This is a genomic window from Fibrobacter sp. UWB1 (assembly GCF_002210325.1).
Classification (GTDB): Bacteria; Fibrobacterota; Fibrobacteria; order Fibrobacterales; family Fibrobacteraceae; genus Fibrobacter.
This window is the reverse complement of sequence record NZ_MWQL01000010.1, coordinates 1-16,487: the sequence shown is the minus strand read 5'-3', so window position 1 is coordinate 16,487 and position 16,487 is coordinate 1. Positions and strand designations below refer to the sequence as shown.

The 16,487-nt window shown below is 51.0% G+C and carries 15 protein-coding genes and 1 pseudogene; 7 read left to right on the top strand and 9 right to left on the bottom strand.

The features are described 5' to 3' along the window. Positions 1–74: 74 nt before the first annotated feature. Entirely contained in the window at positions 75–848 is a 774-nt protein-coding gene (gene rsmG / locus B7988_RS08980) for a 16S rRNA (guanine(527)-N(7))-methyltransferase RsmG (protein WP_233144321.1), read from the bottom strand. Positions 849–930: 82 nt separating this feature from the next. Between rsmG and B7988_RS08975 the strand changes: the two genes are divergently transcribed. Then, positions 931–2,400 carry a hypothetical protein gene (locus B7988_RS08975; protein WP_141225617.1) on the top strand — a complete coding sequence of 490 codons (1,470 nt, stop codon included), beginning with the start codon at positions 931–933 and terminating at the stop codon, positions 2,398–2,400. 159 nt (positions 2,401–2,559) lie between these two features. Here B7988_RS08975 and B7988_RS08970 read toward each other — a convergent pair whose 3' ends face one another. Beyond that, positions 2,560–3,120 (bottom strand): NUDIX hydrolase, encoded by a 561-nt coding sequence (locus tag B7988_RS08970; RefSeq protein ID WP_088657648.1) that lies wholly within the window; start codon positions 3,118–3,120, stop codon positions 2,560–2,562. Positions 3,121–3,122: 2 nt separating this feature from the next. After that, positions 3,123–4,511, bottom strand: a complete 1,389-nt coding sequence (locus tag B7988_RS08965; RefSeq protein WP_088657647.1) for a hypothetical protein — start codon at positions 4,509–4,511, stop codon at positions 3,123–3,125. 233 nt (positions 4,512–4,744) lie between these two features. On the opposite strand from B7988_RS08965, the gene B7988_RS08960 reads away from it, so the two are divergent. Both B7988_RS08960 and B7988_RS08955 read left to right on the top strand, forming a co-directional pair. Then, the gene (locus B7988_RS08960) at positions 4,745–5,140 is read left to right on the top strand and encodes a hypothetical protein (protein ID WP_088657646.1); all 396 of its coding nucleotides are present in this window, start codon (positions 4,745–4,747) and stop codon (positions 5,138–5,140) included. A 19-nt stretch (positions 5,141–5,159) separates the two neighbouring features. Further along, positions 5,160–5,798: an epoxyqueuosine reductase QueH gene (locus B7988_RS08955; protein WP_088657645.1), complete on the top strand. Its 639-nt coding sequence runs from the start codon at positions 5,160–5,162 to the stop codon at positions 5,796–5,798. 66 nt (positions 5,799–5,864) lie between these two features. Here the strand turns inward: B7988_RS08955 and B7988_RS08950 are convergent, their stop codons facing one another. After that, positions 5,865–7,028 carry an aminotransferase class I/II-fold pyridoxal phosphate-dependent enzyme gene (locus B7988_RS08950; protein ID WP_088657644.1) on the bottom strand — a complete coding sequence of 388 codons (1,164 nt, stop codon included), beginning with the start codon at positions 7,026–7,028 and terminating at the stop codon, positions 5,865–5,867. A 123-nt stretch (positions 7,029–7,151) separates the two neighbouring features. Here B7988_RS08950 and B7988_RS08945 point away from each other — a divergent pair, with 123 nt between their 5' ends. Next, positions 7,152–9,311, top strand: coding sequence for a YgiQ family radical SAM protein (locus tag B7988_RS08945; RefSeq protein WP_088657643.1), 2,160 nt, complete (start codon positions 7,152–7,154; stop codon positions 9,309–9,311). Between the two features lie 117 nt (positions 9,312–9,428). Here B7988_RS08945 and B7988_RS08940 read toward each other — a convergent pair whose 3' ends face one another. Beyond that, positions 9,429–10,274, bottom strand: coding sequence for a 50S ribosomal protein L11 methyltransferase (locus tag B7988_RS08940; RefSeq protein ID WP_088657697.1), 846 nt, complete (start codon positions 10,272–10,274; stop codon positions 9,429–9,431). Between the two features lie 226 nt (positions 10,275–10,500). Between B7988_RS08940 and B7988_RS08935 the strand changes: the two genes are divergently transcribed. Further along, a complete protein-coding gene (locus B7988_RS08935; RefSeq protein ID WP_088657642.1) occupies positions 10,501–11,508 on the top strand; it encodes a DUF4172 domain-containing protein in 1,008 nt (335 codons plus the stop codon). Between the two features lie 10 nt (positions 11,509–11,518). Here B7988_RS08935 and pyrH read toward each other — a convergent pair whose 3' ends face one another. After that, complete coding sequence (pyrH, locus tag B7988_RS08930) at positions 11,519–12,226, bottom strand: UMP kinase (RefSeq protein ID WP_088657641.1); 708 nt, start codon at positions 12,224–12,226, stop codon at positions 11,519–11,521. A 171-nt stretch (positions 12,227–12,397) separates the two neighbouring features. Here pyrH and B7988_RS08925 point away from each other — a divergent pair, with 171 nt between their 5' ends. Further along, a complete protein-coding gene (locus B7988_RS08925; protein WP_088657640.1) occupies positions 12,398–14,299 on the top strand; it encodes a M6 family metalloprotease domain-containing protein in 1,902 nt (633 codons plus the stop codon). A gap of 13 nt (positions 14,300–14,312) precedes the next feature. Here B7988_RS08925 and B7988_RS08920 read toward each other — a convergent pair whose 3' ends face one another. From B7988_RS08920 to B7988_RS08910, 3 genes are read right to left on the bottom strand one after another with little or no spacing between them, the layout of a single operon-like run. Then, the gene (locus B7988_RS08920; protein ID WP_073319301.1) at positions 14,313–14,522 is read right to left on the bottom strand and encodes a hypothetical protein; all 210 of its coding nucleotides are present in this window, start codon (positions 14,520–14,522) and stop codon (positions 14,313–14,315) included. A 3-nt stretch (positions 14,523–14,525) separates the two neighbouring features. Then, the gene (locus B7988_RS08915; protein ID WP_073319299.1) at positions 14,526–15,092 is read right to left on the bottom strand and encodes a DUF3990 domain-containing protein; all 567 of its coding nucleotides are present in this window, start codon (positions 15,090–15,092) and stop codon (positions 14,526–14,528) included. Continuing rightward, the gene (locus B7988_RS08910; protein WP_212668308.1) at positions 15,089–15,313 is read right to left on the bottom strand and encodes a DUF3791 domain-containing protein; all 225 of its coding nucleotides are present in this window, start codon (positions 15,311–15,313) and stop codon (positions 15,089–15,091) included. The genes B7988_RS08915 and B7988_RS08910 overlap by 4 nt, the downstream gene beginning before the upstream one ends. A gap of 672 nt (positions 15,314–15,985) precedes the next feature. On the opposite strand from B7988_RS08910, the pseudogene B7988_RS08905 reads away from it, so the two are divergent. After that, positions 15,986–16,487 (top strand): annotated as a pseudogene (locus B7988_RS08905) (hypothetical protein); the annotation flags it as partial.

The following is a 16,487-nucleotide window of genomic DNA, read 5'->3' as shown; positions in this document are numbered from 1 at the left end:
GCGGCTTCGCCGCAATGTGAAATGTGTAGTGTGGAATGACTAATTAATTACACATCTCACATTACACATTAATTTTATTCTACTCGTTCAAGAATTATGAGAGCGCGTTCTTGCGTGCTGTTCGGAATGGTGTAGAAATGCTTGCCCACAAACTTGTAGCCAAAATCTTCGGGATGGAATGTCTTGAGCTCGTCGGCGACGGCGGGGCCTTTCATAAAGAACACGCGGCCGCCGACCTTCAGTGAATTGGCAATGCGCGGGAGCGTCTTTTCCATGAGTTCAAAGGCGCGGCTGATGACGCCATCTACAGGGATGGTCATGCTGCGGCTCGTGACCTTGTGGCCGAATACGTCGATACCCTTGAGGCCCATCTTTTCGATGACCATATTCAAGAAGTTGATTCGGTTGGGGCGCGGTTCGCACAGCGTGAGTCGAATGGAAGGGTTCACGATTTTGAGCGGGAGTCCGGGGAAACCGGCGCCGCTACCGACATCGATCATGCGGGCGGGCCACTTGGGCACGTACGCATTGATGAGCGTGCAGTCGGCATAATGGCGTTCCACCATCGTTTCAAACGCATTGAGGCGCGTTAGATCCTGGTCGTCATTGTTGGCACGCAACAGCTGGTGAAACTCCCAAATCTGCTTGAGCGTTTCGGGCTGGAGTTCTACGCCGTAATAATGCAGCAACTTGTCGAGGCCCGCAAGCGAGGGCGTGACGCGCTTGCCGTTAAAGAGCGGGAAGTCGGTGCGGGGCGCCTTGAGGTGCGGCACGAAGTCGCGGCCGGCAGCGGACGCATTGCGGGAAGGAGCCTTCGAGAAGGGCTTTTTAGACCAGTTGTTTGCCATAAAAACAAAAATAGAATTTTTTAGGGGCGATTTTTCACACTTTCGGCGATTCTGGCGTATAGATATAGAGGACCCCAAAAAAATGAGAATTCTATACCGCCCATACCTAACGGTTTTCTTAATCCTGTTCGCCTTAAATTTGACGCCCGCCAATGCGGGCTCTGCGCATGGACTTACCGAGGCGCAAGTTTTCGAATGGTGGGATGACGGAATCATTGACGGCGACGAAGCCCGAGAAATTCTGGACTTGCTCGAAGAAGGCAACGAGCAGGAAGCATGCATGCTCGCCGAGGTGTATGCGCTTGAAAGTTGCGCGAGCGAAGAAGTTCCCAAGCCGAAGAAAGCGAAGCGCAAGGAAGCGAAATCACGACAGAAAAAAACGAAAAAGGAATCGCGGCCGAGCCTTGTTCCGCATGGGTATATTGAATGGCGAGGCCGCACCGATTCGCTTGGGCGCTTGGAAAGCGGGCGTACGGAATTGCGCTTGAATTTTTACCGCTATTCTTTACGGCTTGGGACGCAGTCGCTCTTGACTTACCGGAATGAAGGTAGCGAAGCGCACTTCGGCCAAATTTCGACCAAGGAATTGCATAGCGTGATTCCGCTTGACACCTTGTGGGGCACAGCCCTATTCTATCCGCTTTACAGCCCGATAGGAATATTTCGCCTAGGGGGACTCCTGGATACGGCGAAAACAATCCGCCCGAGTTTCGCCTTCACGCCTTTCCGCGGACCCAAAAAAGAAAAAGACTTTGAAATGGAACTTGCCTACTGGAATCACAGGCACCCGGCCGACAGCGTGGAGAGGCATTCTGTTTCGGCGCAGGCCAAAGGCAGTTGGGGAAATTTTGCGGTTTGGTGGATCCCGGAAAATGCAGGCGATTTGCCCTTGATGAAATTGCAATTGCAGCACCGCGAAAAGATGGAGTATGCGACAATTGCATGGAAGACGGACGCTTACGTACATGGGGATTCGTTGCCAGAGGAATCGCGCTTGAGTGCGACGATTGCAAAGAGTAAACTTTGGGGAAGCCAGACCGTTGGCGTTACGGCGCACGATGCGTGGAAAAGCAAATGGACGCTCAATGCGCGGACAATGATTCCGCTTGAAGGTGACACGAGCAAGACCCGGTTCAAGGCGAGCGCAGAATCGGGGCCAGGTGTTTTGAGGGGAACGGCAAGCGTGACATGCCTTTCGGCAGAGGGACATTGCGGGCAAAAAGACTTGGCGCTAAAAATCAGGTCTTCGTGGAATGTCGACCGCGAGCAGCTGGTATTTTCGGGAAAGGTTCGCGCAAGGCACACGCGAGATGAAGGATTTGGCTCGCCTCTTTACGAAGCGGGAATCGCTTACGCGCAAGACGCAGCTAACAGCGCAAGCATCGCCATCACGATTCCGAAGGGAGCACCTTCGCGAGAAATCCAATTACGCAGCAGCGCCGAAGTCGGCAACGATTTATTGCAATTGTCACTGGCGGTCACATTCAGGCGGACTGCGGAAGAGGCAATGCACCCGCTGCACGCGGCGATGAAAGCGAAGGTTATGTTTTAGAGGAAAATACATAACAATGTGTAATGTGAAATGACAAATGAGATAAACGATACTTGGTGCTTTAGCACATTAGTAGAGTTATCCTCTATGACGAAATGAATAATCACTCATCCCACATTTCACATCTCACATTCCACATCACTCATCACTAACCACTTTCTATTGTCTACTCCACATGGCGCAATAGGTCTGCGTGCGAGCGGAGAGGCGTTCGTCCTTGAGGATTTCGCGGATTTGTTTTTTGTCGAACCACTGCGCCTGAATTTCTTCGACTTCGGAATCGCTCGGGCGAATTTCACCGCCGGCAACGCCTAAAACGACTACATTTCGCTCGTTAGAAAATCCGACCGCGGAATAGCTCGGTTTCCAGACTTCGTCGATGCGCATGAGCGAGAGGCCCGTTTCTTCGCGGAGTTCGCGGGCGGCCGCTTCTTCGTAGGTTTCGCCCGGATCAATGAGACCGGCTGGGAAATTATAGATTCTTTCGCCGACGGCCATACGGTATTCCTTGCAAAGCAAAAGCTTTTGACCGGTGCAGTCGTGCATGATCATCACGACCGCATGCGGCTTCTTTTCGAGCATGTCCTTGAGGCCCGCAATGTCGGGATTGCGGCTGATCATTTCGTAAGTCTTGGGCTTACCGCTGACCGTTTTGTAGTGAATATCGTAGCGGGTGATAAACTTGCCCTGGTGGATTTTTTCAATCGATTCAAATTCCATAATCACACCCTTTGTATAGTTTCGTAATAAATGCAGTCATGGGCACATTCGCCGTCGAAGGCCCCGTTGCAAATCGGCATCTTGTAAAGCATTTGCGCTTCGTCTTCGTTGCGCGAAATTCGCTTGCGCACGTAGCCGATGTCCCGGAAGTTTGCCTCTTTGCCTTTAACGAGTGCGGCGCAGGTATTGATCCAGACCACGTTGCAGTCTTCGTGGGCGCACAAGTCGAACGAACGGCGAAAATCGTAGGAACCTGTCGAGAATGACGGCACGATTATCAGCGTGAGCTTGAAACAGCGCATGAGTTGCTGCATGTATTCGGTTTCCAGGAAATCGCGGCAGACCATGATCGCGATGCGGCCAAGGCCTTCAAAATGCAGGATGTTCACCACGAGATTGGAACTGATTTGTTCCAGGTAACCGATTCCATCGAATTCCTTGCGGAATGGATTCTGCTTGTTCTGTTTGCAAATCACGTTGCCAAACTTGTCCATGACTGTGACGACGTTGCGGTTCTTTTCCCAGTATGAGGGCAGCACGATAAGCGACGGAATTTTAGCGGCATCGGCAGGCGAAAGGGACTTGATTTTACTTGACATGAATTCCGTCATCTCGGCATTCCCGAGGAGCTCCGGAAACACGACGATATCGCTTTCGTTTTCGGCGGCAGTCCAGATCTTTTTCCAGATGAGTTCGTTGTCCGCTTCAAATGAAGGATTTTCGTAGGCGATATTGAAGTACTGGATTTTATCCTTGTCGGTGAGCTGGACTTTAAAATTGCGTTCGCGCCTTAAGGGGGTGGCGGCAATTTTTACGGCATGGCGTTCCTTGAAATGCGGGAACAAATCCTTCTTCAAGAAATAATGCTTGTCAATCAGTTCGCCGAGCACCGAATTTTCAATCAGCAGAATATTGTACAGGAAGCTTTCGAGGTTGTTATAGCGGTGAATCAGGCGGTGTTTGCGTTCCCACACGCAGGAACAGCGCGGCAAGAGCCCAACCCCCACCGATTCGCGGTTGGTATTCAGTACGATTGAAAATTTTTCCTGTTCAAATTCCGCTATAGCCAGATTCAACAGCGAAGCCATCGCCTGGTCCAAAATTTGCAAAAGACCCAGTAGCGCGTAATAATCGCGGTCGGCTTTCAACCGATTGACGAGCGATTTCAAATTTTCGAGAAATTCCGTGGTTTGGTTTTCGGAGGAAAGTTCGCGGACGCTCACCCCATTGCCGGATTCCTGAAACAGCGCGGGAATTTCTGCCTGGACGACTTTTGCGATGCGGGATTTTTCGGCCGGGGAAACACAGCTGTATTCGACAAAAAATTTCTCCGAGCAGGAGCTTACAATATCGGAACACAATTCCGCCACAATGTTATAGAGGTCCAGCATAGTGAGGAATATAGAAAAAAAGGTCTAAAATTCAAAAAATAAGCCATTTTTGCCCCTGTTTTAGGTGGATACAGGATGTTTACTCGGGTATACGCGATTTATACGATTTTTAGGCTTATTCCAAGTTGGAATATCTATTTTATGGGTACCCAAACACTCCCTGACGGCCCTAGGTTACCTCCTTTACCCAGGGCCGTCCTCTTTTTTAGGGGTTAAATTCTAAATTTGAGCTAATGATTATCGCTACAATCATCGGGGCTATCGCTTTTTTGCCCTCCATCGCTCTGAATATTGCGCTCGCTCTGGGAGCTCCTCTTGGTGCCTACGCCATGAATGCGCGCTACAAGGTGATTCCGCCCGAGGTCCGCAAGGCTTTCATCGTGCCGACCACGATGCAGTTCGTCGCCCTTTTCGTGCTACTTTCGGCAGGGCACGTTTTGCCCGAGATTATCCCGTTCATGGTGACGCGGATTCTCGCATTCTTCTTTGCGCTGTACTTGACTTTTTATACCGCGACGGTCCTCTTTAGCACCGCCCACAAGGAACGTACCGTGATGGGTTCGTTTGCGGTCGTAACGAGCATTTGCTACTGGATCACCGCTTTCGGGACATTACCTGTAGGAAGTTAGAAGTAGGAAGTAGACAGGAATGAGCAACGAGCCTAAGCATAATTACCAGCGCGACTTGGATTATATTATCCGCAGGCTGGAACGCACCGGCGAAGTGCCGACGCTTTTGCTGCACGCCTGTTGCGCACCCTGCAGCAGCTACACCATCGAATACCTGTCGCAATACTTCAAAATCACGCTTTTCTACTACAATCCAAATATCGCGCCGGACGAAGAATACCGCCACCGCGTCGAAGAAATCAAGCGGTTCGTCGCCGAATTCAAGACGAAGCATCCGGTCACGCTGATCGAGGGCGAATACGACCCGAAAAAATTCTACGATGTCGCACGCGGGCTCGAAAACGAACCCGAAGGCGGTGCGCGCTGCCGCAAGTGTTTTGAACTGCGCCTCGCTGAATCGGCAAGACTCGCCCGCGAACTGAACTGCGAATACTTCACCACCACGCTCACGATTAGCCCCATGAAAAATGCGCAGGTGCTGAACGAGGTGGTGCAGGAACAGTGCGATATTTACGGAATCAAACGCCTGCCCAGCGACTTCAAGAAGAAGGGCGGCTATAAGCGTTCTATTCAGCTCTCGGCGGAATACAATCTATACCGGCAGAATTACTGCGGGTGCGTTTATTCCAAGAGGGACGCGGAAAAGAACGAGGTATGAGGTCGCTTCGCTTTGAGCAATGAGAATTGCAACAAATACTGTCTACTGCCTACTTCCTACTGTCTACTATTTCATTTTCTTTCTGAGGCTTTCCAGACGGTTAAGCGCGTCGTAGAGAGTTTCATCTTTCTTGGCGAAATGGAAGCGGATCAGGTGATTTACCGGTTCGCGGAAAAAGCTGGAACCCGGCACTGCGGCAACACCCACTTTTTGCGCGAGGTCGATACAGAACTGGTCATCGGACTTGTAGCCGAATTCGCTGATATCCATCATCACGAAGTACGTGCCCTGCGGCTCGGTGAACTTGAAACCTAAATTGCGCAGACCGCCAGTGAAGATTTCTTTCATGTGCGTGTAATGCGCCTGCAATTCCGCGTAGTAATCGTCGCCGAAATTGAGGGCGGTGAGCGCGGTTTCTTGCAGCGGGGAGGCGGCGCCCACCACCGTGAAATCGTGAATTTTCTTGATGTTATTCATGACGGGTTCGGCAGCGAGCACGTAGCCCAGGCGCCAGCCCGTAATGGAATAGCTCTTGGAAAGGCTGGAACATTCGATGGTGCGCTCGCGCATGCCCGGAAGCGTCGCAATATAAGTATGACGGTGCGGCGCAAACACGATGTGTTCGTAGACTTCGTCGGTGATTACATACAAATCATATTTGATAGCGAGGTCCGCAATAATTTGCAACTCTTCGCGGGTAAAGACTTTTCCGCTCGGGTTCGACGGATTGCAAAGTACGAGCGCCTTCACGCCCGGCAGCTTCATGGCATCTTCGAGGACATTTGCATCGAAGGTGAAATCGTGCGGGTCGAGCGGAACATAAATCGGAGTCGCTCCACTCAGAATCGTATCGGCAGTGTAGTTTTCGTAGAACGGCGAGAAGATGACCACCTTGTCGCCTGGATTGCAGACCGACATCATCGTGATCATCATGGCTTCGGTACTGCCGCAAGTGATGACCATTTCGGTTTGCGGGTCGTAACGCAATCCGCTGAAATGTTCCTGCTTTTTAGAAAGCGCTTCGCGGAAATTCTGCGCACCAATCGTAATCGCGTACTGGTGCGGGCCCGTGTGGGCGACTTCGGCGAGGCGGTCTTGCAAGGCCTTGGGCGGGTCAAAATCCGGGAAACCCTGCGACAAGTTGATTGCACCGCAAGCGTTCGCGATGCGCGTCATGTGACGAATGACCGATTCCGTAAAATGTTCAGTACGATTACTTAAAGGCTTCATGGGAGAAAATTTAGCAAGAAAGATGGCAGAAAAAAGTGCTTAGTTGGTAGAACTTAGTTGGTAGAGCTTAGAAGAATAATCTAAGTTCTAAGCTCTAAGTTCTTTTTTTCTACATTTCACATTATGTACGATCCGCGCTTTTTACCCATCTGTAAAGAAGACCTAGACGAGCTCGGCTGGGATTACGTGGACGTCATCATTATCAGCGCCGATGCCTACGTGGACCACCCTTGCTTTGGGCATGCCGTGGTGGGTCGCCTTTTCGAGCACGAAGGCTTACGCGTGGCAATACTCCCGCAGCCGAACTGGCGCGATGACTTGCGCGACTTTAAGAAGCTTGGCAAGCCGCGAATGTTCTTCGCGATTTCAAGCGGTATGGATTCTATGGTGAACCACTACACCGCCGCCAAGCGCCTCCGCAGCGACGACGCCTTTACGCCCGGCAACAAAGCCGGATTCCGCCCAGATTACGCAACTTACACCTACGCGAAGATTTTAAAGAAGCTCTACCCCGATGTTCCGCTGCTGATTGGCGGGCTTGAATCGAGTCTGCGCCGCGTGACGCATTACGACTACTGGAGCGACAGACTCAAGCCGAGCATTCTTTTCGATACGCAGGCAGACATTCTCGTGTACGGCATGGGCGAAAAGCCGCTCAAGGAAATCGTGCGACTCTTGAAGAAGGGCGTACCGTTCTCCAGCCTGCATTCGATTCCGCAGACCGCTTACCTTGCGCCCAAGGGACAAATTCCTACGACCAAGCAGTGGGAAGACTTACGTCTGTACAGTTACGAGGAATGCCTCGCGAACAAGCGCAATCAAATCGAGAACTGCCGCAAGGTAGATATCGAATGCAACAAGTGGTTCCAGCGCCGCATTCTGCAAGATGTCGCGGAACAGACCGTGGTGATTAACCCCGCGTACCCGCCACTCGAATACGGCGAACTCGACGAGAGCTTTGAATACCCCTACGCCCGTGAACCGCACCCGCGTTACAGAAAGCGCGGCAACGTGCCTGCGTTCGACATGATCAAGTTCAGCATCAACACGCACCGTGGCTGTTTTGGTGGTTGCAGTTTTTGCGCCATCAACGCACACCAGGGCAAATTCATCGCAAGCCGTAGCCGCGAAAGCATCCTGCGCGAAGTCGATTTGATCACCAAGATGGACGGATTCGCCGGTACCATCACCGATTTGGGCGGCCCGAGCGCCAACATGTACAACATGCGCGGTCGCGACCCGAGCCGTTGCCAAAAGTGCGCACGTCCCAGTTGCCTAACGCCGAAAGTCTGCGATAACATGGACACGCACCACCACGAACTTTTGGAACTTTACCGTGAAGTGCGCAATCACCCGAAGGTGAAGCACCTGTTTATCGGAAGCGGCGTGCGTTACGACATGCTGTTGCAAGAAACCGACGACGAGGAACTACGCCGCGACCACGAGGAATACGCCCGCGAACTCATCGACTACCATGTGAGCGGGCGCCTGAAGGTGGCCCCGGAACACACGAGCGACGCAGTCCTTAAGCTGATGCGCAAGCCGAGCTTTACGCTGTTCCACAAGTTCAAGGAATTTTTCGACGACGAATGCAAACGCATCGGAAAGCGCCAGCAGATTATTCCTTACTTTATCAGTAGCCACCCCGGATGTACCGAAGCCGACATGGCGGAACTTGCACTCGAGACAAAGCAGCTCGGATTCCAGCTGGAACAGGTGCAGGACTTTACGCCGACACCGATGACGATTGCGACCGAGATGTTCTACAGCGAAATGACACCGGACGGCAAGCCGCTTTACGTAGCGAAAACGCCGGAACAGAAGCGGAGTCAGCGCCAGTTCTTCTTCTGGTACATTCCCGAAAACCGCCCGCAGATTCGTGCAACGCTTGAGCGCCTTAAGCTCGGCAAGATCGGCCGCCTGCTCCTTAGCCGCAGCGCGAAGGCCGAAGGCAAGGAATTCTTCCCGAGCAAGGAACGCGAAGAAAACGAAGTCTACCGCGAGCGCGAACAGCAGAAACGCGAGCAGCGCGCCGTCACCATCGTGCCGCAGAAATCCGGCGACAAGGGTCGCTGGGAAAACTCCGCCCGCAAGGAGAGGCGCGCAGCCCAGTTTGGCGAACCGCGCAAGAGTTTCCATAGCGACCGCAAGTTCAACAATGATCGTGGCGGAAACAAGGGTCACAACTTCAATAAAAATGGCGGTAAAAACCGCCAAGATAACAAGCAAAACAATCGTAACAATTCCCCTGTTCAATTCAGTTCGTTTAAACGGGGAAGATAATACGCTTTCTTTAAATTAGGAGTGAGCGAGCACACTCCACCATTGCAATCTCACTTCGTGAGATTGCCAAATGCTAGGCTCGGTCATGCCTGTGCAAGCACGGTCGCGACTCTCGCCTTACGCATTTGTCGCCAAAACACTCCACCACTCTGTGCTGATTCGTTCTTCTTTGACTTTGAAGCCGGCTTCTTCAAACCACTTGAGAATGTAGTCCTTTTCGGTGAGGAGCTGGCCCGAGATAATGAGTTCACCGCCTGCGGCGAGCAAGTCTTCGATGTCGTCGCGGAGCGGCCAGAGTTCGCTGCGGATCATGTTGCAGAGAATGACGTCGAACTTGGCTCCGTCCTTGAAAGCATCCAGGAATCCCAAAATACAGTCGCTTTCCTTGAAGCCGTTGCGTTCGAAGTTTTCGGCAATGCAGGGAATCGTGAGCGGGTCGATTTCGGTACCCACGGCAAGCTTTGCACCCAAGCGTCGGGCGTACATGGCCAAAATGCCCGTACCCGTTCCGATATCAAGCACGGTCTTGCCATTAAAATCAATCGATTCCATCAAAGTCGCGCAGCTACTTGTGGTATCGTGTTCGCCAGTACCGAAAGCGGTCTTGGCTTCAAGTTCAAGCACCACGGCTTTGGGATCGTCAGGTGTAAATTCAACCCAAGGCGGACGCACCCACAAATGCGGTGACACGGACACCGGCTGCGCACGGTCGCGCCACCACTTGTCCCAATCCTTCGCGGGTTCTTCGCTAACAGCAAAATGATACAGCGGAAATTCGTTTACGATACGGTCGCGTTCGGCCTTGTCGCCGGTATAAAAGCAGAAGTCCGTGCGACCATCTTCTTTCGGGTCCAATTCTTCGAGTGTCGCCACGCCGGCTTCGAAAAGCAGGTAGCTTGCGATTTCAAATTCTTCGGCAGGGCAATAGCCCTCGGCCTTGTACCATGTATCGATTTTTTGCATAGGGCAAAAATAAAAAAAAGGAGAGGCTCGGTACGCCAACCTCGTCACCGAGCCTCTCACCAAGCGCAAACACCTCAAACCGCTTGGCCCCTTTCATCCATCTTGTAAACTAATATAAACACAATTTTGGAATTCGGCGAAAAAAAGTGATAATTTCTTATTCCAAGATGGAACATTCCTATTTTGGACTTGCAAAAGCGACCATTCTACGTATATTTTGCGTTAAATGATCGTTTCGAAGCCGCTTTTTATACACCAGTACCCTGACTGGACCAAGTTCCGCTATAACGCACAAAGCGTAATGGATGCCTTGGGACAGACTCGACTGCTTGAAGGCGCCCTCGTGGGCGTTGCAGACCTGGTTTGCGATTCAGATTTAGAGATGCGCATGCTCGCGAAAGACATTGCGGCCAACTACGCGCTGGACGGCTACACTCTGGATATTCCGATACTTGAAAGCGAAATCAAGAAAAAGAATTCCGCCAGGAACGACATTCGAAATTTTGTAGGCGCGATTCAAAACGCCAAGCTCCCGCTGACCGAAGAACGCCTGTTCGCATGGCATGCGGCCATTGGTCAGAACAAAGTCAAGAGCTTTAGGACAAAAGAAAGCGTTGCAGGAACATTTACCGGCGTAAGCCCGGAACGCATTCCGCTTGAAATCGGACGTTTTATAGACTGGTTTGAAAACTCGACGCAAGACGGTGCGATTAAAGCGGCGATTGCTCACTTCTGGTTTTTGACGATCCGCCCGTTCGAAGACGGCAACGGACGTATTGCCCGCGCGCTCGCCGCCATGCTACTCGCCCGCAGCGAAGACACGACTCGCTGCCAGTATGCGCTGAACGAACAAATTTTGAAGGACTGCGACAATTACATACAAACTTTATTCAAAGCGCAGGCCGGCAATGGCGACTTGACCGAATGGATTTTGTGGTTCTTGAACGCGATGCAAAAATCGATTGAAGACAGCAAGAAAGAAATTGCAGGCGCTCTCAAGAAAATACTGTTCTTGCAAAAGAACCAGCAGGCCGACTTGAGTGGACGCGAAAGGAAAATTATCGAAGCTGTCTGGAACGGAGAACTGCCGGCCGTATTCTCGGTGAAAGAGGTAGCCGCCCTTACAGGCACGAGCCACGATTCCGCACTCCGCGACATCCAGGACTTGATTCAAAAAGAAATCGTCCGCCCCGAAAACAAGGGCGGACGAAGCCAGAAATACAGTTTGATTTAACCGTTTGAAATTAGCAGTGCACCAGCGTGCCGAGGTCGCCCTGAACGGCGGCGCGTGTGAGATTGCCCTTTTCCATCTTGAAGACGAAGATAGGCATGTTGTTTTCCATGCAGAGGGCGACTGCTGCGGTGTCCATGACCTTGAGGCCGCGGGAGATAACTTCCTTGTAGCTGATGTCGTCGAAGCGGGTAGCAGTCGGATCCTTGACCGGGTCTGCGGTGTAGATGCCATCGACCTTGGTTGCCTTCATGATCACGTCACATTCGCTTTCAATAGCGCGGAGAGCGGCGCAGCTGTCGGTGGTGAAGAACGGGTTGCCGGTGCCTGCAGAGAAGATAACCACGGAGCCAGCGGACAAAAGCTTGAGAGCCTTGCGGCGATCGAAAAATTCGCAGACCGGTTCCATGCGGATAGCAGACATCACAACAGAGTCAACGCCCTGCTTGTCCAAAGCATCTTGCATGGCGAGGCCGTTCATCACGGTGCCGAGCATGCCCATGGCGTCGCCCTGGGCGCGGTTCATGCCGCCTGCAGACGCAGAAATGCCGCGGACGAGATTGCCACCGCCAATCACGAGCGCGACTTGCACGCCCTGCTTGACGATGGAGGCAATTTCGGACGCCATGTCAGAGAGAATCTGGTTGTCGATACCGTGGCCCTTTTCGCCTGCGAGGGCTTCGCCACTGAGCTTGAGAAGAATGCGCTTGAATTTTGACATAGTTTTTAGTAGGAAGTAGGAAGTTAGAAGTAGCCCGTGAAAGGAAACTCTGGTAACATCCTATGGTTAATGTTTTTATTCAAAGGAAATGTAATAAAAAACGGACAAAGAGTTCCACTCGCCGCAAAAAAATGTATTTCCATATACGGTGGTTTAAAAAATGGAATGTTTATGAAAAACAAGTTTTTACTTTATGGTCTTATCGCATTAGCGCTCCCGACAACACTTTTTGCAGACATCGTGTATCAGGGGAAACGCGTCCAGGAATGGCCCGAAGAGGCTCGACCCACATTCTCTGGAATCAGCCCGAGTAACTCTAGTTCCGGTTTAGCGAGAGCAGTTGCAACACAAACGAAAGGCCACTACGCCGCCCCCAAGGGCAAAATCTACAGTCTCACGCTCCTTGTCGATTTTTCGGACAAGCCCGCCCCCGTTACAGTGGACGAAGTCGAGGAATGGCTGAACAAGGAAGGCTTCAACAGGGACGGCTGCAACGGTTCTGTGCGCGACTACTATTTAGATGTTTCAAACGGACAACTCGACCTCACCAACGAAGTCTACGGCTGGTACCGCGCAAAACATCCCAAGTCCTGGTACGAAGGCCTGAACGGATACTCGGGTTCCGACTCGCTCATGAAAGAGGTGTTCGCGTACTTCGATTCTCAAGTCGACTTTTCTCGTTACGATAATGACAAGGACGGCACTACCGAAGCCATCAACATCGTGTACGCCGGCGCCGGGCAAACTTGGGGTCAGGGGCTCTGGCCGCATTCCGGATGGTCCAGCGAAAGGCGCGACGGAGTAAGACTCACGCACCACCAGATGACGGACATGCCGGGCAAGTTTTCGATATACGTCTTTGTGCATGAATCGGGGCACATGATCTTTGGCTGGCCGGACCTCTACTGGTATGGCGACTACTGCACCATGGGCAACCGCGCGAACGACCTGAACCCGGTGGCGATAAACGACTTCTACCGTGCGGACCAGGGCTGGATTCCGTTCGTGGACATCACCAGCGAAGATGTAGACAACGTAACAGACTTCGAAGTCACGAAGCCGGGAGAGTTCTGCTACCGCTACAAGAACCCCGCAAGGCCGAATCAAGAAGGATTGGTGTGGTCTTACGTACGCAACACGGGCCGCAACAAGATACTCGCTGGGAGCGGACTCTTGATGCAACACTACGATTTTTCGATTGAAGGCAATTCCGCTGCAGACAAACTGGGGCTCCGAATCGTGCACGCGAACGCCGCAGGCAAATCAAGCGACAACCCCGGCGACCAGTGGCCAAGCCCGGGCAGCACCGCCAACACGTTCTTCAAGAGCGGTACTTATTCGGAATTTTCAGATGATGCCTACCCCGCTATCCGCTGGTATAACGGCACCAAGACGGGTCTCAAGATTACTGACATCGGAACACCCGGTGAATCGCTCACGTTCTGCATCGGCGAGAACTGCTCCGAGCCCTCGTCCAGCTCGTCGACAGTGGCAAGTTCCAGCAGCGTCGCTGAAATCACCATCCAGAAAATCGCACTTGAGACAACGCTCCCAATAAGCGACAGCTATGCGCCCGTAACGCTCGACCTGAACGGCAGCGAAGTCGCAAGCATCCTCGGCATCAAACGCACCGAAATTGAAGACAAAGTAGAGTTCTACGGAGTAGAACCCGACGGAACGCTCAACAGCCAAACGACCGGCGAAGGCACCGGCCACTGGTTCGACAAGGACGGCAAAATCACGACCTGGGATCCGAACGGTTCTAGCATCGTGTTCTCCAACGTGGACCTCACGACCATGACCACAAAAATCGGCCACATGCCGAACAAGGTCAAAGGCGGCGAAAGCTTCACCGTAAGGCAGGCCCTCGTTTACAGAAGCAAGCAGGTCACCTTCGAAATCACGGTAACAATCGAAGGCGGCACCACCGTCATCACCAACCTGCGCAAGGCAAAATACGGCAAGCCCGGCAGCAAGATATTCAATGTGCTCGGAAAGCCCGTCGGAGTACGCAACGCTAACGGAGCACTCCCCGATTTGCCCAAGGGCAGGTATGTGGAAGTGGCGAAGTAAAGGCTTGAACAGTCTAACCTTTTTCGCGTTCAAATTCCTCGGCGGTGGCGTCGGGGCCATCCCACCAAAGCTTATTTGAATCATCGTAAAGCATCTTCGCCGTATTTGATCCCATAAAATCCACAAGAACATCTTCTTGTGGCCTTTGTGAATCTTTCGCGATTTTTTCAACGGCCATCAGCGCAGTCAAATCCATGGCGAATAGAGTTTTATCACTAACCATAGATTACCTCAAAACAACCGTTTCACTCTTAATAAATTGAAGTTTTGAAAGAGCCTTTTCGCTTCTGAAACAGAATTGGTCTTGCAATCGCTCCGGCAATAAAAGACTAATGCAAATGTTGTCTGCCTGCTCGCTACCCATTGGACCATAGACATTTCCCATATACGCAAGAATCGTAGCGTTGGTATCGTCATTTGCAATTTTTCCCGAAACAACATCGTAAGAAGTCATCTGATTACGAATATCTTCAAAAGTTTTGTTTCGTCTATGGGCAACAATACAATGCAGCCAATCAACATTGGCGGTTTCAAAAGCAAAAATGTCAAGCCCGGCTATATCCGCCACCTTAAAAGATGATACATACGCGAGACGTTCCTGTGCAGGGATTAAACCACGACCTTGAGCCTTTGATGCAGATATCTTTGCAAAGCTCTGAGCTTGTTCCTTTGAAGTTGTCAAATAAAAGCCCTGACCGAAATCCTTGAATCGTGCACACTTTTCTAATTCAGGATTTTCCACAACACAGTAACTACCGTGGTAAAGAATCATCCCCGCTTCTAGAGTTTTCATACCGCAGCCCCCTTGATTTTAAGGTAGTCCTTTATATCATCAAAGACAGCTTCGTCACCTTCTACGTGGAAAATACCGAAACACTCGCGAATATACTTAAGAGCGTCGCATTTTTTGAAAAGTTGCGCAGTTTCTTTCAACGACAGGTTAAACCGTTCCGAGGCCATTCTCAGAATCCGAATCTGCATAAAAAGAATCTGCTGCTGTTCGTTCATATTCATAAATCTATAAAAAAATCCTCAGAACGTCTTTCTTCGTTAAACACCTGAACATCGTATTTCCACGAGATAGCCTTGCGACAGCACGGAGCCAGTAACGAATCATCATCCTTCAAGAAATATGCATGACGTTTACAGCACATGGCAGCCTTTCTCCCATTTCTGTAGCCCATTGCACAAGGCGACAATCATCTGTATCAAAATGGAGGGAAACAGAAATGCCCCCGAGAGGCAATAGCCGAAATATCTTCCTTTGTGCAAGGAAGTAGAGAAAAATGATTTGCATCAAGCATCTGTTTATTTGGCAGATGACTTATATGTAATCGGGCGATCAACCACCGGGACTTTAATTTCGCCCCTAAGGTATTTTAGGACCCTTTCAACCTGCGAGGGCGGAACCACAACATGCTTATTACTTGGGAACCAAGCCGATTTTGAACGAACAGCCATTGCCTTATCCTTATTTTAAAGGTGAATATATTAACTCTGGAGCTGGCACTAAACAGGTGAAAGCCCGGCAACGCTCTCATAAACCGGCGTATTTATAATATACCTAATGAGTTTGGGAAAAACAAGGGGGGGGGAGGCGGATTGTTGTTCTGCAACCTACAGTTGACATTTATTATATTTCGCAAAAATGAAGGTTTGGTGGGATTTTACAACTGGAGGTCTTCTGTGAAGATTTTTGCAAACGCGTTGGCTCTGTCCATTCTCCTAGCCCTGCTTGCAGCATGTGGCGATGAATCTAGTAGCTCCGCTCCCGATCCAATCGGTGAAATCTCGTCGAGTAGCAATGACGACAACGGTTCTTCGGGTAAAGATAAAGACGCATCTTCGTCTTCACAGAAAGATTCTAAAAAATCTAGTTCCTCGGCTGCAGAAAAGAATTCTTCTAGCTCCGTAAGCGGAAAGAATAGTAGCTCGAGTGTTGTTGAGTCGAGTAGTAGCGAATTGATTTTCCATCGTTGTGATGATGGTGACACTTCATCTTCCGAAGGAGGTGGTTACATATACTACTTTATATGTAAAAATAATGAGTGGGAAGAATATAGAAAGGCTCGTTTAGACTCCCTCGATTCTCTCGCTGCAATCGAGAAAAATAAGGAACACCCCAATTTGGATAGCCTTTTTGCCGGCTACGACGGAGAGTATCTAGAGTTTGAAGATCCTCGAGACG

Excerpts from the sequence above, each read along its gene's own strand:
- B7988_RS08945 (WP_088657643.1), top strand. The coding sequence starts at position 7,152 with ATGTACGATCCGCGCTTTTTACCCATCTGTAAAGAAGACCTAGACGAG.
- rsmG (WP_233144321.1), bottom strand. The coding sequence starts at position 848 with ATGGCAAACAACTGGTCTAAAAAGCCCTTCTCGAAGGCTCCTTCCCGC.
- B7988_RS08950 (WP_088657644.1), bottom strand. The coding sequence starts at position 7,028 with ATGAAGCCTTTAAGTAATCGTACTGAACATTTTACGGAATCGGTCATT.
- B7988_RS08965 (WP_088657647.1), bottom strand. The coding sequence starts at position 4,511 with ATGCTGGACCTCTATAACATTGTGGCGGAATTGTGTTCCGATATTGTA.
- B7988_RS08920 (WP_073319301.1), bottom strand. The coding sequence starts at position 14,522 with ATGGTTAGTGATAAAACTCTATTCGCCATGGATTTGACTGCGCTGATG.
- B7988_RS08940 (WP_088657697.1), bottom strand. The coding sequence starts at position 10,274 with ATGCAAAAAATCGATACATGGTACAAGGCCGAGGGCTATTGCCCTGCC.
- B7988_RS08960 (WP_088657646.1), top strand. The coding sequence starts at position 4,745 with ATGATTATCGCTACAATCATCGGGGCTATCGCTTTTTTGCCCTCCATC.
- B7988_RS08935 (WP_088657642.1), top strand. The coding sequence starts at position 10,501 with ATGATCGTTTCGAAGCCGCTTTTTATACACCAGTACCCTGACTGGACC.
- B7988_RS08970 (WP_088657648.1), bottom strand. The coding sequence starts at position 3,120 with ATGGAATTTGAATCGATTGAAAAAATCCACCAGGGCAAGTTTATCACC.
- B7988_RS08915 (WP_073319299.1), bottom strand. The coding sequence starts at position 15,092 with ATGAAAACTCTAGAAGCGGGGATGATTCTTTACCACGGTAGTTACTGT.
- B7988_RS08955 (WP_088657645.1), top strand. The coding sequence starts at position 5,160 with ATGAGCAACGAGCCTAAGCATAATTACCAGCGCGACTTGGATTATATT.
- B7988_RS08910 (WP_212668308.1), bottom strand. The coding sequence starts at position 15,313 with ATGAATATGAACGAACAGCAGCAGATTCTTTTTATGCAGATTCGGATT.
- B7988_RS08975 (WP_141225617.1), top strand. The coding sequence starts at position 931 with ATGAGAATTCTATACCGCCCATACCTAACGGTTTTCTTAATCCTGTTC.
- B7988_RS08925 (WP_088657640.1), top strand. The coding sequence starts at position 12,398 with ATGAAAAACAAGTTTTTACTTTATGGTCTTATCGCATTAGCGCTCCCG.
- pyrH (WP_088657641.1), bottom strand. The coding sequence starts at position 12,226 with ATGTCAAAATTCAAGCGCATTCTTCTCAAGCTCAGTGGCGAAGCCCTC.